This is a genomic window from Morganella sp. HMSC11D09, from assembly GCF_001807955.1.
GTDB classification, from domain to species: Bacteria; Pseudomonadota; Gammaproteobacteria; order Enterobacterales; family Enterobacteriaceae; genus Morganella; species Morganella morganii.
In genome coordinates this window covers 91,764-106,256 of sequence record NZ_KV791712.1, presented here as the reverse complement: position 1 = coordinate 106,256, position 14,493 = coordinate 91,764, and the positions used below count along the sequence as shown (strand labels likewise).

At 50.8% G+C, this 14,493-nt stretch carries 15 protein-coding genes and 2 tRNA genes; 13 read left to right on the top strand and 4 right to left on the bottom strand.

The window, feature by feature from the left end; all coding sequences use genetic code 11:
* The first annotated feature begins 158 nt into the window (after positions 1–158).
* Positions 159–1,097: a malate dehydrogenase gene (gene mdh / locus HMPREF3119_RS17830; RefSeq protein WP_024474260.1), complete on the top strand. Its 939-nt coding sequence runs from the start codon at positions 159–161 to the stop codon at positions 1,095–1,097.
* A gap of 93 nt (positions 1,098–1,190) precedes the next feature.
* Here mdh and HMPREF3119_RS17825 read toward each other — a convergent pair whose 3' ends face one another.
* Positions 1,191–1,457 (bottom strand): helix-turn-helix domain-containing protein, encoded by a 267-nt coding sequence (locus HMPREF3119_RS17825; protein ID WP_015422314.1) that lies wholly within the window; start codon positions 1,455–1,457, stop codon positions 1,191–1,193.
* Positions 1,458–2,039: 582 nt separating this feature from the next.
* On the opposite strand from HMPREF3119_RS17825, the gene HMPREF3119_RS17820 reads away from it, so the two are divergent.
* Positions 2,040–2,426 (top strand): DNA-binding protein, encoded by a 387-nt coding sequence (locus HMPREF3119_RS17820; RefSeq protein ID WP_004241382.1) that lies wholly within the window; start codon positions 2,040–2,042, stop codon positions 2,424–2,426.
* Between the two features lie 41 nt (positions 2,427–2,467).
* Here the strand turns inward: HMPREF3119_RS17820 and ispB are convergent, their stop codons facing one another.
* Positions 2,468–3,439 (bottom strand): octaprenyl diphosphate synthase, encoded by a 972-nt coding sequence (gene ispB / locus HMPREF3119_RS17815; RefSeq protein ID WP_004234531.1) that lies wholly within the window; start codon positions 3,437–3,439, stop codon positions 2,468–2,470.
* 262 nt (positions 3,440–3,701) lie between these two features.
* Here ispB and rplU point away from each other — a divergent pair, with 262 nt between their 5' ends.
* From rplU to cgtA, 3 genes are all read left to right on the top strand, one after another.
* Complete coding sequence (gene rplU / locus HMPREF3119_RS17810) at positions 3,702–4,010, top strand: 50S ribosomal protein L21 (RefSeq protein ID WP_004241383.1); 309 nt, start codon at positions 3,702–3,704, stop codon at positions 4,008–4,010.
* Between the two features lie 20 nt (positions 4,011–4,030).
* The gene (gene rpmA, locus HMPREF3119_RS17805; RefSeq protein ID WP_004241388.1) at positions 4,031–4,288 is read left to right on the top strand and encodes a 50S ribosomal protein L27; all 258 of its coding nucleotides are present in this window, start codon (positions 4,031–4,033) and stop codon (positions 4,286–4,288) included.
* Between the two features lie 128 nt (positions 4,289–4,416).
* On the top strand, positions 4,417–5,586 hold the full coding sequence (cgtA, locus tag HMPREF3119_RS17800) for an Obg family GTPase CgtA (protein WP_004241389.1): 1,170 nt from the start codon (positions 4,417–4,419) through the stop codon (positions 5,584–5,586).
* 73 nt (positions 5,587–5,659) lie between these two features.
* On the opposite strand, the gene dacB is transcribed toward cgtA, so the two are convergent.
* Positions 5,660–7,072 (bottom strand): serine-type D-Ala-D-Ala carboxypeptidase, encoded by a 1,413-nt coding sequence (gene dacB / locus HMPREF3119_RS17795; protein ID WP_181573882.1) that lies wholly within the window; start codon positions 7,070–7,072, stop codon positions 5,660–5,662.
* A gap of 328 nt (positions 7,073–7,400) precedes the next feature.
* Between dacB and greA the strand changes: the two genes are divergently transcribed.
* Entirely contained in the window at positions 7,401–7,877 is a 477-nt protein-coding gene (gene greA / locus HMPREF3119_RS17790; RefSeq protein WP_015422313.1) for a transcription elongation factor GreA, read from the top strand.
* A 199-nt stretch (positions 7,878–8,076) separates the two neighbouring features.
* Here the strand turns inward: greA and yhbY are convergent, their stop codons facing one another.
* The gene (yhbY, locus tag HMPREF3119_RS17785; RefSeq protein ID WP_004234544.1) at positions 8,077–8,370 is read right to left on the bottom strand and encodes a ribosome assembly RNA-binding protein YhbY; all 294 of its coding nucleotides are present in this window, start codon (positions 8,368–8,370) and stop codon (positions 8,077–8,079) included.
* Positions 8,371–8,529: 159 nt separating this feature from the next.
* Here yhbY and rlmE point away from each other — a divergent pair, with 159 nt between their 5' ends.
* The 7 genes from rlmE to HMPREF3119_RS17750 all read left to right on the top strand — a co-directional run bounded on the left by rlmE (position 8,530) and on the right by HMPREF3119_RS17750 (position 14,360).
* The gene (rlmE, locus tag HMPREF3119_RS17780; RefSeq protein ID WP_004234546.1) at positions 8,530–9,159 is read left to right on the top strand and encodes a 23S rRNA (uridine(2552)-2'-O)-methyltransferase RlmE; all 630 of its coding nucleotides are present in this window, start codon (positions 8,530–8,532) and stop codon (positions 9,157–9,159) included.
* A 48-nt stretch (positions 9,160–9,207) separates the two neighbouring features.
* Positions 9,208–11,157 (top strand): ATP-dependent zinc metalloprotease FtsH, encoded by a 1,950-nt coding sequence (gene ftsH / locus HMPREF3119_RS17775; RefSeq protein WP_004234548.1) that lies wholly within the window; start codon positions 9,208–9,210, stop codon positions 11,155–11,157.
* A gap of 140 nt (positions 11,158–11,297) precedes the next feature.
* The gene (gene folP / locus HMPREF3119_RS17770; RefSeq protein ID WP_004234549.1) at positions 11,298–12,146 is read left to right on the top strand and encodes a dihydropteroate synthase; all 849 of its coding nucleotides are present in this window, start codon (positions 11,298–11,300) and stop codon (positions 12,144–12,146) included.
* On the top strand, positions 12,139–13,473 hold the full coding sequence (glmM, locus tag HMPREF3119_RS17765; RefSeq protein WP_004234551.1) for a phosphoglucosamine mutase: 1,335 nt from the start codon (positions 12,139–12,141) through the stop codon (positions 13,471–13,473). The genes folP and glmM overlap by 8 nt, the downstream gene beginning before the upstream one ends.
* Positions 13,474–13,717: 244 nt before the next feature.
* Entirely contained in the window at positions 13,718–14,056 is a 339-nt protein-coding gene (gene secG / locus HMPREF3119_RS17760) for a preprotein translocase subunit SecG (protein ID WP_015422312.1), read from the top strand.
* An 80-nt stretch (positions 14,057–14,136) separates the two neighbouring features.
* Positions 14,137–14,226: transfer RNA gene (locus tag HMPREF3119_RS17755), tRNA-Leu, on the top strand.
* Between the two features lie 57 nt (positions 14,227–14,283).
* Positions 14,284–14,360 (top strand) — tRNA-Met (locus HMPREF3119_RS17750).
* Positions 14,361–14,493 lie beyond the last annotated feature (133 nt).

Sequence of the window (14,493 nt, the reverse complement as noted above, 5' to 3'; positions counted from 1 at the left end):
AGATAAGCGATTTGTTTAGAATGGATAACAATAGACAAACAGATTCAAATGCGTGAATATGCAATCAGTCTGTTAAAATATTGTATTCACAGCCCTCATGCACGGATTGGCGCCTGATGCGCAATCGTGCTAACCGTCCCAAGTTAAGGAGTCTCAGGATGAAAGTTGCAGTTCTCGGAGCAGCAGGTGGTATTGGTCAGGCTCTCGCCCTTCTTCTTAAAACCCAGCTTCCTTCAGGTTCAGATCTTACTTTATATGATATCGCACCGGTCACACCGGGTGTGGCAAAAGATCTCAGCCATATCCCGACCGATGTCCGGATCACCGGATTCGCGGGAGAGGATCCTACCCCTGCATTAGAAGGCGCGGATATTGTCCTGATTTCTGCCGGTGTGGCCCGTAAACCCGGCATGGATCGTTCTGATCTGTTTAATGTTAACGCGGGGATCGTCCGCAATCTGGTGGAAAAAATTGCCAAAACCTGTCCGAAAGCATTAATCGGCATTATCACCAACCCGGTGAACACCACAGTGGCGATCGCGGCAGAAGTGCTGAAAAAAGCCGGTGTGTATGACAAAAATCGCCTGTTCGGCGTGACCACGCTGGACATTATCCGTTCCAACACCTTTGTGGCGGAACTGAAAGGCAAGAAACCACAGGAGCTGGAAGTGCCGGTTATCGGCGGCCACTCCGGTGTGACCATTCTGCCGCTGCTGTCTCAGATCCCGGGTGTCAGCTTCAGCGACGCGGAAATCGACAGCCTGACCAAACGCATCCAGAACGCCGGTACTGAAGTGGTGGAAGCCAAAGCAGGCGGTGGGTCCGCAACGCTCTCTATGGGCCAGGCAGCCGCGCGTTTCGGCCTGTCACTGGTTCGCGCCATGCAGGGTGAAAGCAATGTGGTGGAATGCACTTATACCGAAGGTGACGGCAAATACGCCCGTTTCTTCGCCCAGCCGGTCGTGTTAGGCAAGAACGGTGTTGAGAAGCGTCTGGACATTGGTTCACTCAGTGCATATGAAGAGAAAGCACTGAACGGCATGCTGGATGTGCTGAAGGCCGATATTGCGCTTGGTGAGAAATTTATTAACAGCTGAATTATTAAATAGTTGTATTTATTTTTTTGAGCCGTAAATAAAACCGCTAATTACGATTAGCGGTTTTATTGTTTTTATAAGTATATATTGAAATTAATTAGTTACCTTCACTCTTATTTTCCTATCTAATAATTCACCTGTGATAGAATTAAAATAACGGCTGGGCCAAATCTCTGACGGATGGACGGCGAGAAAGTCTGCGATGAGCCATTCACCCTTCGGCCACGGCCGGGAAAGCGCGTTAGCAAGCGTTGAGGAGCTGAGTCCCGCACTGCGCGACAAGGCGGCTAGGGTTGTCCCCCGTTTCTTCAGCGATGCAATTATATCAGCAGGGTGCCAGTCAGATTTACCGGAATCCATATATTGAGTCCTTTTTATTTTAGATTAATGTTGTGTTAGTGGTATAAATAACGGGTTGCCATCACATTAAAGATGAACCCAATTCGTTATTAAGAAAATAAAATACCATTATTTTTCTAAATATTTTCTTAAATTTTTTCTTAAAAATATCTTTTTTGAACTCTGTTACAGAATTAAGAAACAGAATGAAAATGGGCAGGTAACACAAAGGAATGAATGAAGTAAGCATATTTACTTACTTAACATAAGGAGTTTGTTGATGAAACAAAAGCGGTTTTTACCTGTTATCAGGCGTGATACGCCAGCAGCAGCACTGAGTCGGATCTCATTTTCTGCCCGGTGGTCATTGTAGTCAGTGTTTACCGTTATTGTAATAAAATATGCCGATTATTCACAAAAAGATGATGTTTTATCCTTGCGTTTGTAAAATATTCTCGTGAAAATCGGAATGAATCCGGAAGCTGTTGAAAAATTCAGTGTAGCTAAAGCATTTGTCATTTTTAGGAAAGTGCCCGGCAAATTCACGCAGTTTAAGCACGGAAATTGCCGATTTTTTGCTGAAAATGGGTTGCAGGAGAAAAGATGAAAAAAGAATGGTATTCCGCGAAGGAATTGGTTGGTTTGGCGGGCTTGCCATCATCTCCTCAAGGTGTCAACCTGATGGCGAGACGGGAAGGCTGGCATCAGCGGCGCAAGCGCGGCGTGCAGGGAAAAGCAGTCGAATACAGTATCGATAGTCTGCCGGATGAAGTTCAGGCGATCCTGCATGCATGTGATAACAGCGCGAGCTATCAGGCGAAACGGCAGGATGCGTTTCTGATCTGGGTGGAAGCCTATTATCAGCTGACCAGAGAGGAACGGGAGAAAATTGTCACGTTCATTCTGCGGGAAGGGCTGGCTAAACTGATCCAGCATCTTGATGCACAGGAGCTTCCGGGCAGCCGGGAGCCGGACGAAAAACCGGAATAAAAAAACGGGATCTGTGAAGATCCCGTTTTCTCATGCAATGATCAGGCTGAGCGGCGGACTGCGATATGGGCCAGGCCGGCCAGTGCATCTTTGTACTGTGAGTCCGGCAGTGCGGACAGGGCTGCGATAGCTTTGTCCGCTTCTTCTTCGGCGCGGGCATAGGTGTAAGCCAGAGATCCGCAGCGCTTCATGGTTGCAAGAACCTGCTCCAGCAGGTGACGTCCGTTACCTTGTTCAATCGCCTGACGGATCAGCGCGGATTCTTCCGCATTACCGTTGTGCATGGCGTGGAGCAGCGGGAGCGTCGGTTTGCCTTCGTCGAGATCATCCCCGGTATTTTTGCCGAGTGTCGCGTTATCCGCATCATAATCCAGAACATCATCGATCAGCTGAAACGCGGTACCGAGAAAGCGGCCGTAATCCTGAAGGGCCTTTTCCTGTTCCGGTGTGGCACCGGCCAGAATTGCCGCAGATTGTGAGGCAGCCTCAAACAGGCGGGCAGTTTTGCTGTAGATAACCTGCATGTAATCCGCTTCGCTGATATCCGGATCGTTGCAGTTCATCAGCTGCAGCACTTCTCCTTCCGCGATCACGTTTGTCGCTTCTGACATCAGTTTCAGCACACGCATGGAATCCAGATCCGTCATCATCTGAAAGGATCGTGTGTAGATAAAATCCCCGACCAGCACACTGGCGGCATTGCCGAACACTTCGTTGGCTGTCTGTTTGCCGCGGCGCATGTCGGATTCATCCACCACATCGTCGTGCAGCAGGGTGGCGGTATGAATAAATTCGATCAGAGCCGCCACCTGAATATGTTTGTCGCCGTCATAGCCCAGAGCCCGGCCGGTCAGCACAGCGATCATCGGGCGGATCCGTTTCCCGCCGCCGCTGATAATGTAGTAACCCAGCTGGTTGATAAGCGATACGTCCGAGGTCAGCTGTTTTTGAATCTTTTGATTGACTGCGGTCATATCATCCGCAGTCAGCGCGATTATTTGTTCTGAGTTCATATGACTTGCTTTAACCTTGTTTTTGACATCCCGATCAAAGGTAATGGTTTATGATAGCAGCGTTTTTTTATATTTTATGATTGTACTGTAAAAAAGCTGCAAATAAACGGCTATCTGTAAAGTGACGTTTTTTTACCATTAGATCGTTTTCAGCACTTGTCATTTGCAGCGTTTTTGCGTAAAATCCGCGCCCTATTGTGAATAATTTTATAGTGCACTCTGAGAATCAAATTTTATGGGGTGTGCGGAAAGCGGAGTTAATATGTACGCGGTTTTCCAAAGTGGTGGTAAACAACACCGGGTCAGCGAAGGTCAAATCGTTCGCTTGGAAAAGCTGGACATCGCAACAGGTGAAACTGTTGAGTTTGACCAGGTTCTGATGGTTGCAAATGGTGAAGACATCAAGATCGGCGCTCCAGTCGTTGAAGGTGTTAAAATTAAAGCTGAAGTGGTTACACACGGTCGCGGCGATAAAATTAAAATCGTTAAGTTCCGTCGTCGTAAACACAGCCGGAAACAGCAGGGCCACCGTCAGTGGTTCACTGATGTTAAAATTACCGGTATCGCTTAAGTTAATAGGAGAGCAGATCAATGGCACACAAAAAGGCTGGCGGCTCGACTCGAAACGGTCGCGATTCTGAAGCAAAACGTCTGGGTGTAAAACGTTTCGGTGGTGAAGCTGTATTAGCAGGCAGCATCATCGTTCGTCAGCGTGGTACTAAATTCCACGCAGGCAGCAACGTAGGTTGCGGTCGCGACCACACTCTGTTCGCGTTAGCTGACGGAAAAGTCAAATTCGAAGTTAAAGGCCCGAAAAACCGTAAATTCATCAGCATCGAAGCTGAATAAGTTTTTCACGTCTTAACCGAGTCCGAAAGCCCTGCAAACCTTTTGCAGGGCTTTTTATATGCGTAAAACGTCATCCCGGGTCATACTGAACCGGTAGTCCGGACACGGCAACGTTACGGAGAAAAGTAATGAAATTTGTAGATGAAGCTAAAATCCTGGTTGTGGCAGGAGATGGCGGCAACGGATGCGTGAGCTTCCGTCGCGAAAAATATATTCCGAAAGGCGGACCAGACGGCGGAGACGGCGGCGATGGCGGTGATGTATACCTCCAGGCCGATGAAAACCTCAATACCCTGATTGATTACCGTTTTGAAAAATCATTCCGCGCTGAGCGGGGTCAAAACGGCCAGAGTCGTGACTGTACCGGTAAACGGGGCAACGATATCACGATTAACGTGCCTGTAGGCACCCGTGTGCGCGATATGACCACCAATGAGGTACTGGCGGACATGTTGCAGCACGGACAGCGTCACATGGTTGCCAAGGGCGGATTTCACGGCCTGGGTAACGCACGCTTTAAATCATCCGTTAACCGTGCACCGCGTCAGCGCACTATGGGTACCCCGGGCGAAACCCGCGAACTCATGATGGAACTGATGCTGCTGGCTGACGTCGGGATGCTGGGGATGCCGAATGCCGGTAAATCCACCTTTATCCGTTCTGTCTCTGCGGCAAAACCAAAAGTGGCGGACTATCCGTTCACCACACTGGTACCGAGCCTGGGTGTGGTGCGGATGGATAACTCACAGAGCTTCGTGGTCGCGGATATCCCGGGACTGATCGAAGGCGCATCTGACGGTGCCGGTCTGGGGATCCGTTTCCTGAAGCATCTGGAACGCTGCCGCGTGCTGCTGCACCTGATCGACATCTGTCCGGTGGATGAAAGTGATCCGGTGGAAAATGCGAAGATCATTGTCGGTGAACTGGAAAAATACAGTGAGAAGCTGGCAGAGAAGCCGCGCTGGCTGGTCTTCAACAAAGTCGATCTGATTGATCCTGAAGAAGCGAAAGCCCGTTCTCAGGCGATCGCGGATGCGCTCGGCTGGGAAGATAAATTCTATATGATCTCTGCGGTCAATCACGAAGGCGTGAAAGCACTGTGCTGGGATCTGATGGAATTCCTCAACACCCATGCCCGCGAAGCCGTGGCTGAAGTGCCGGCTGCGGACGCAAAAGTGGACTTTATGTGGGATGATTACCACAAAGAGCAGCTTGAGCAGGCAGAAGACGATGATGACTGGGACGACGACTGGGATGAAGACGACGAAGAAGGTGTCGAGTTCATCTGGAAGAAATAATCGTCAGAATCCTGAGCAAAGAAAAACCCGGTGAATACGCCGGGTTTTTTATTGCCGTTAGTTTTTCAGCAACTCAGTAATTGCGGTATAAATCTTTATATAAATGCCCTTCAAAGCGGACCAGCGGTACACGGCGGCTGCGCTGCTCGGCAGGCGGGACGGCATAAGCGGAAATAAACTGCACGAACGCAATGCGCTGTCCGCTGGCGGTGGTGAGGAATCCGGCCAGGTTATACACGCCCTGTAATGAACCGGTTTTGGCGGAAAGCTTACCGTTAACGCCCGCTTCTGTCAGACCGCCGCGGTATTGCAGTGTGCCGTCATAGCCGGAGAGCGGCAGCATTTTGATAAATTGCAGCTGATCATCATGTTTGGCTATAAATTGCAGCACTTCCATCATGGTTGCCGGGGTGATCAGGTTGTGACGGGACAATCCGGAGCCATCCACCATTACGGTATTGCCCATATCAATACCGGCTTTTTCTTTCAGTACCTGACGGACGGCCTGCTGGCCGGAACGCCAGGTGCCCGGCACGCCGTAATAGCTGCGGCCGATGGTGCGGAAAACTTCATCGGCAATCATATTGTCGGATTTTTTCAGCATTTTGGTCAGCAGAGCATGCAGCGGAGCGGATTGTGTTTGTATCAGTACGGTGCCCGGCTGTTCCGGGTGGGTCTGACGGCGGACATTGCCGCTCAGGGTGATCCCTGCATGGATCAGTTCATTTTTGACGATCGCCCCGGCGTAGCTTGCGCCGTTCTGGACACCGAATGCCAGCGGCAGCGGTTCGCTGCGCTGATTCATACAGCCGGTGATGGTATAGCGGTTCAGTTCACCCGGTACCACATCCAGCTCACAGAAACGCCCTTCGGCAGAGCCGCGTTCGAGGGTTTTGACCTCACTGAACATATTGACCGGATAATACTCCGAGGTGCGGATATAGGCGGTATCGCCGGGTTTTTCCCCCGGGTACAGCGTCACTGAAAAGCAGTTACGGTCGATGATTGCAGCACCCGGCGGGGCACTGAAGCACTGGGTTAAATCATTCCACACCCAGCCCGGCGCTTTGTCATGACTGGCAAAGGCAGAGATATCGATCACCAGATCACCGTCGATGGCCTGTATCCCGGCTTTACGCAGTTCATTGACCATATTGCGGATCTGCTGGCGGGTGAGGGTCGGATCACCGGTAAAACGGGTGATTAAATCCCCTTTCAGGGTAGTGCCCTCAACATGTCCTTTGGTTTCCAGACTGGTGGTAAAACGGAAATCCGGCCCCAGCTGTAACAGGGCGGCAAGTGCCGTCACCACTTTCTGGGTACTGGCGGGCAGCGCCATCTGCTGCCCCTGATATTCCACGATTGGCTGAGAATCGCCCACCCGCTGCGCAATCATCGCCAGGTTTGTACCGGCGGGCAGATATTGGGTATATTGTTCGACCGGGGTGGCTGCTGCACCTGCAGCCAGTAATACTGACAATCCCATCGCATATGCGAGCCGGGTAAAAACATTCATTGAGCGACCTATCCATCACAATCGGGGGTGAGAGCCCGTTATACTAAAGCCACGGACCGGTAAAAGTAAACGATGACCCGCATTGCGCTCCGGGATAGAATACCGGGACAGGATCTCAGTTCAGCCCGCGCGGATAACGCGTCAACCGCGCTGACAGCATCCGCAGTGCGATGGCCGTATCAGCGCAGATTTACACGGTTTTACTTAATAGTAGTGTGCCACACATGGCGCATAAGGTACTGTTATCGTTTAATCAGGATGATATGACTATTACTTAGGAATGATTCAGAGGTAGAGAATGAAACAAATCCCTATGACGGTACGCGGCGCAGACCAACTGCGTGAAGAATTAGAATTTCTCAAAAATGAGCGCCGTCCGAAAATTATCGCTGATATCGCGGAAGCCCGCGAGCACGGCGATCTGAAAGAAAACGCAGAATATCACGCCGCCCGTGAGCAGCAGGGTTTCTGTGAAGGCCGTATTCAGGAGATCGAAGCCAAGCTCTCCAATGCGCAGGTGATTGATGTCACCAAAATGACCAACAATGGCCGGATTATTTTCGGTGCGACTGTTACCGTTTTTAACGTCGCAACGGATGAAGAGCAGACTTACCGCATCGTGGGTGATGATGAGGCTGATATCAAATCAAACCTGCTGTCAGTGAACTCTCCGATTGCCCGCGGCCTTATCGGTAAAGAGGTTGACGACGTGGTTGTCATCCAGACACCGGGCGGTGAAGTTGAGTATGAAGTCATCAATGTGGAATACCTGTAAGCTGCGTCGTAAAAAAACAGCACAATACGGATATTTCATCAGAAAAATGCAGTGAAAGGCGTTTTTACTGAACTTTACATTCGGGTGGCAGAGCACTGAGGCGGCCCGGATATGAAGAAAATCTGAAAGGAATGCCACCGGCCGGACGATATCGTCAGAAATCATCTGCCGGTGGCATTTTTTTATAAATATGCAATTATCATTTAGGTAAAATGATCTTCCGGGCTTCCGACGGACGGTAGAGCACCAGAATTTTACCGATAATCTGCACATTGTAAGCACCGGTTTCACGCACAATCGCATCTGCAATCAAGGTTTTCATTTCACGGTCTTCGCCCGCGATTTTAACTTTGATAAGCTCATGATGTGTAAGAGCCACTTCAGTTTCTGCGAGTACGCCTTCAGTCAGACCGTTGTTGCCAATCATGACAACCGGGTTCAGATGATGAGCGAGTGCTTTCAGGTGCTGGACTTGTTTTTTAGTGAGGTTCATCGTTTTTTTTGCTTAATAACTATTGAAAACGGTGTATTCTACCGCCATATCATGCTTATCACCATCATTAGGTGAGGAGTACTGTCTGCGGTAACGGGACTTTTCGTCCGGTTATGCGAAAAAACTGAGTCAGAAATAACAGGTTAGTCGGAAAACACAATGGCCAATAAAAAACGTTCAGCAAGCTCCGGGCGCTGGTTACAGGAACATTTTAGTGATAAATATGTTCAGATGGCGCAAAAAAAGGGGCTTCGCTCTCGTGCCTGGTTTAAGCTCGAAGAAATTCAGCAGGGCGATAATATTTTCAGACCGGGCATGACTATTGTGGATCTGGGTGCTGCACCCGGCGGCTGGTCACAATATGCTGTTAATCACATCGGTCAGTCCGGGCGCGTTATTGCCTGTGACCTGTTACCGATGGATCCCATCGTCGGCGTGGATTTCCTTCAGGGCGATTTCCGTGACGAAAACGTGCTGAAAGCTCTGCTGGGGCGCGTGGGAGATAAAAAAGTCCAGGTTGTTATGTCAGACATGGCACCAAATATGAGCGGAACTCCGGCTGTTGATATTCCGCGCGCGATGTATCTGGTTGAGCTGGCACTTGATATGTGCCGTTCTGTTCTGGCACCGGGGGGCAGTTTTATTGTTAAAGTCTTTCAGGGAGATGGCTTTGACGAGTACCTCCGGGAGGTTCGTTCCCTGTTCACGAAAGTGAAAATCCGTAAACCCGATGCTTCGCGGGCCCGATCGCGTGAAGTATACATTGTAGCGACAGGGTGGAAAGTGTAGTACCCTGTGCGTTATTTGTTAACACAGATGTAATAAGAGGTTAATCCCTTGAGTGACATGGCGAAAAACCTAATTCTCTGGCTGGTCATCGCGGTAGTGCTGATGTCGTTGTTCCAGAGTTTTGGCCCAGGCGATTCAAACAGTCGTAAGGTGGACTACTCTACCTTCATCACTGAGTTAGCACAGGATCAGGTGCGCGAAGTCCGTATTTCCAATCGTGATCTTAACGTCAGTAAAAAAGACGGCTCCAAATACACGACGTACCTGCCGATGCAGGACAATCAGCTGCTTAACACCATGCTGAACAAAAACGTCACTGTGGTCGGTGAACCACCGGAAGAGCCGGGTATCCTGACAACCATTTTCATTTCCTGGTTCCCGATGCTGCTGTTAATCGGCGTCTGGATCTTCTTCATGCGCCAGATGCAGGGCGGCGGCGGTAAAGGTGCGATGTCCTTCGGTAAAAGTAAGGCACGCATGCTGACCGAAGATCAGATCAAAACCACCTTTGCGGATGTGGCCGGTTGTGATGAGGCCAAAGAAGAAGTTGGTGAGCTGGTGGAGTATCTGCGTGAGCCGAGCCGCTTCCAGAAACTCGGCGGTAAAATTCCGAAAGGTATTCTGATGGTGGGGCCTCCGGGTACCGGTAAAACGTTGCTGGCAAAAGCGATTGCCGGTGAGGCGAAAGTACCGTTCTTCACCATTTCCGGTTCTGACTTCGTCGAAATGTTCGTGGGTGTGGGTGCGTCCCGTGTCCGTGATATGTTCGAACAGGCGAAGAAAGCAGCGCCATGTATCATCTTTATCGATGAAATCGACGCCGTCGGCCGTCAGCGTGGTGCGGGTCTGGGCGGTGGTCACGATGAACGTGAGCAGACACTGAACCAGATGCTGGTTGAGATGGATGGTTTCGAAGGTAACGAAGGTATTATCGTTATCGCGGCAACCAACCGTCCGGATGTGCTTGACCCTGCGTTACTGCGTCCGGGCCGTTTCGACCGTCAGGTCGTGGTCGGTCTGCCGGATGTGCGCGGACGTGAGCAAATCCTGAAAGTGCATATGCGCCGTGTGCCGTTATCGCCGGACGTTGAACCGTCTGTGCTGGCACGTGGTACACCGGGCTTCTCCGGTGCGGATCTCGCCAACCTGGTGAACGAAGCTGCGCTGTTTGCGGCACGCGGTAATAAACGCGTTGTGACCATGGTCGAGTTCGAAAAAGCAAAAGATAAAATCATGATGGGTGCGGAACGCCGCTCTATGGTGATGACAGAAGAGCAGAAAGCCTCGACTGCCTACCATGAAGCCGGTCACGCTATCATCGGTCGTCTGGTGCCGGAGCATGACCCGGTACACAAAGTGACCATTATTCCGCGCGGACGTGCACTGGGTGTGACCTTCTTCTTACCGGAAGGGGATCAGATCAGCGCCAGCCGTCAGAAACTTGAAAGTCAGATCTCCACCCTGTATGGCGGCCGTCTGGCGGAAGAGATTATCTACGGGCCGGAAAATGTGTCCACAGGCGCATCCAACGACATCAAAGTGGCAACTAACATTGCCCGTAACATGGTGACGCAGTGGGGCTTCTCTGAAAAACTGGGGCCGTTACTGTATGCGGATGAAGACGGTGAAGTGTTCTTAGGCCGTTCTGTGTCAAAAGCACAGCACATGTCTGATGAAACTGCCCGGACTATCGATGAGGAAATCCGCGGGATTATTGAGCGCAATTACAAACGTGCGCGTCAGATCCTGATGGATAACCTGGATATCCTGCACACCATGAAAGATGCATTAATGAAATATGAAACCATTGATGCACCACAGATTGATGATCTGATGAACCGTGTGCCGGTCCGTGAACCTGCGGGCTGGGAAGGTGACAAGCCGAAAGCGGATACCCGTCCGCCGGAAAGCAGTAACCAGGTTCCGGTTCAGGAAGCACCTGAATCATCAGATGACAACAATGCTGCGCCGTCTGAAGACGACAACAAGCAGTCATAATTCATCATTCAGTTGTATGAAGCAGTAATATGAAAAACCCGGCGGAAAATCTGCCGGGTTTTTTTATATCTTTATCCCGCAGGAGTCAGGCATTACAATCACCTCACGATTGAAATAATAAACAGTAAGAAGGCCGGATTATGAAACTTACCGCACGCGGTCAGACACTTTCGCTGGCAACGCCGCAGGTGATGGGGATCCTCAATGTGACCCCGGATTCATTCTCAGACGGCGGTACACACAACACCCCCGCCAAAGCACTGGAACATGCCCGGAAAATGATTGCGGAAGGCGCGACGATTATTGATATCGGCGGTGAATCCACCCGTCCCGGAGCAGCAGAAGTCAGCCCTGAGCAGGAAGCGGAGCGGGTTATCCCGGTTGTGGCAGCGATTGCCCGTGAGTCGGATGTCTGGATTTCAGTGGATACCTCAAAAGCGCTGGTGATCCGCGAAGCCGCAAATGCAGGGGCTCATATTCTCAATGATATCCGCTCATTCAGTGAGCCGGGGGCATTACAGGCGGCGGCACAGAGCGGCCTGCCGGTTTGTGTGATGCATATGCAGGGAGAACCGCGTACCATGCAGCAGGCACCGCACTATCAGAATGTGGTGCGTGAGGTGTATACGTATCTTGAAGCGCAGGTGGCACGCTGTGTGGCGGCCGGAATTGAAAAAAATCACATAATTCTCGATCCGGGCTTCGGTTTCGGAAAAACACTGGCGCATAATTATCAGTTATTGGATAAATTAGACCTGTTTCATAACCTGGGATTACCGGTTCTTGCCGGAATGTCACGAAAATCTATGATTGGCCAGCTGATGGATATTCCCCCGGATGAACGGGTTGCCGGCAGCGTGGCCTGTGCAGTGATTGCCGCGATGAAAGGTGCACAGATTATCCGTGTTCATGATGTGAAAGAAACTGTCCAGGCCATGAAAGTGGTGGAAGCAACCCGTTTAGCGAAGGAAACAAACGACAATGAGTGATCGCAAATACTTTGGTACTGATGGCATCCGCGGAAAAGTGGGTGACAGCCCGATTACCCCTGATTTTGTGCTCAAACTGGGCTGGGCAGCCGGGAAAGTGCTGGCACGTCACGGCTCACGTAAAATTATTATCGGTAAAGATACCCGTATTTCCGGCTATATGCTGGAATCCGCACTGGAAGCCGGTCTTGCCGCCGCAGGGTTATCCGCTTCATTTACCGGCCCGATGCCGACACCGGCGGTCGCTTATCTGACCCGTACTTTCCGTGCCGAGGCCGGTATTGTTATTTCCGCCTCTCATAACCCGTATTATGACAATGGCATCAAATTCTTCTCCATCGACGGCACCAAGCTGCCTGATCACGTGGAAGAAGCGATTGAAGCCGAGATGGAAAAACCACTGACCTGTGTGGAATCCGCCGAACTGGGCCGTGCAAACCGTATTGTGGATGCTGCCGGCCGTTACATCGAATTCTGTAAAGGGACATTCCCGAACGAGCAGAGCCTGAACGGGCTGAAAATGGTGATCGACTGCGCACACGGCGCAACCTATCACATCGCACCGAACGTATTAAGTGAACTGGGTGCGGAAGTGATTGCTATCGGCTGTGATCCGAACGGTATCAACATTAACGAAAAATGCGGTGCAACGGATGTCCGTCAGTTACAGGAACGTGTTCTGGCTGAAGGTGCAGATGTCGGCCTGGCATTTGACGGTGACGGCGACCGCCTGATCATGGTGGATCACCTGGGTGAAAAAGTGGACGGTGACCAGATCCTGTTTATCATTGCCCGCGAAGCACTGCGCCAGGGACAACTGCGCGGTGGTGCTGTCGGCACACTGATGAGTAACATGGGGCTGGAGCTGGCACTGAAACAGCTGGGTATTCCGTTTGAGCGCGCGAAAGTCGGCGACCGTTACGTGCTCGAAAAACTTCAGGAAAAAGGCTGGCGTCTGGGTGCGGAAAACTCCGGCCACATCATCCTGCTGGACAAAACCACTACCGGTGACGGCATTGTGGCGGGTCTTCAGGTACTGAGTGCGATGGTACGCAACAACATGAGCCTGCACGACCTGTGCAGCGGCATGAAACTGCTGCCGCAGGTGCTGGTGAATGTCCGCTTTGCCGGTCAGCACGACCCGCTGACAAGCGAGGAAGTCACCCGCGTGGCACAGGAAGTGGAAAAAGAGCTGAACGGCAAAGGCCGTGTGCTGCTGCGTAAATCCGGTACCGAACCGCTGATCCGTGTGATGGTGGAAGGGGAAGATGAAGCGCAGGTCACTGCAATGGCAAACCGCATTGCAGACGCGGTGAAACGCGTATAATTATTTATGATGTGAATGACAGAGCCGGAAAAAATTATTGCGGTTTCCCCCCGGCTCTGTCAGAATCCGCCCCTTATTGTTGTTTTTTTCCGCAACCGGTGCGCCTGGCTTAAAATAGACTTGCGCGTGCGCGTTTGTTTGGTTAGTATTCTGACCCGCTCAGCAAGGTAATTAGGTTTATCTGTGAGTGTGCAGATTGATACCGAATCAGTCGGTATACCGTACGAGGAATAGGTACACGTTTATGTATACAGCTCTCTTAGTCGTTTTCTTACTTGTTGCGATTGCCTTAGTAGGCATGATCTTAATGCAGCAGGGGAAAGGTGCGGACATGGGTGCTTCGTTCGGTGCAGGCGCGTCTGCAACACTGTTTGGTTCTTCGGGTTCAGGTAACTTCATGACCCGTACCACAGGCATTTTAGCAACACTGTTTTTTGTACTGAGTTTGGTTCTGGGCAACATGACCAGCAATAAAACCGGTACAGGCAGCAAGTTTGATAATCTCGCTCAGCCGGTGCAGACAGAACAGAAAACAGATGTTCCCGCAGCACCAGCAGCTCCTAACAGCGATATTCCGCGCTGATTGTTGCAAGTCTGAAGTAAAAGTTTTAAACGGGATTGATACACACCATCAGTCAGTTCCGTAAAAAAGAGCAGTTCAGTGCCGAGGTGGTGAAATTGGTATACACGCTACCTTGAGGTGGTAGTGCCTACAAAACGGGCGTACGGGTTCAAGTCCCGTCCTCGGCACCATTTAGTTTCACACTTGCGTTTTGCAGGTGATCAGCGTAGAATTTTTCACGTTTCGAACGCGGGATGGAGCAGCATGGCAGCTCGTCGGGCTCATAACCCGAAGGTCGTCGGTTCAAATCCGGCTCCCGCAACCACTTCTTATAACAAATCGTTTTTTCCAATGTTGATTGTATCAACAACTCTTACGTTATCCCTGATTTGGAAAAAAGATTAAGAAGTGTGATGTACACAGGGTCCAGTTGCATAAAGCCCCGAAATTTCGGGGTT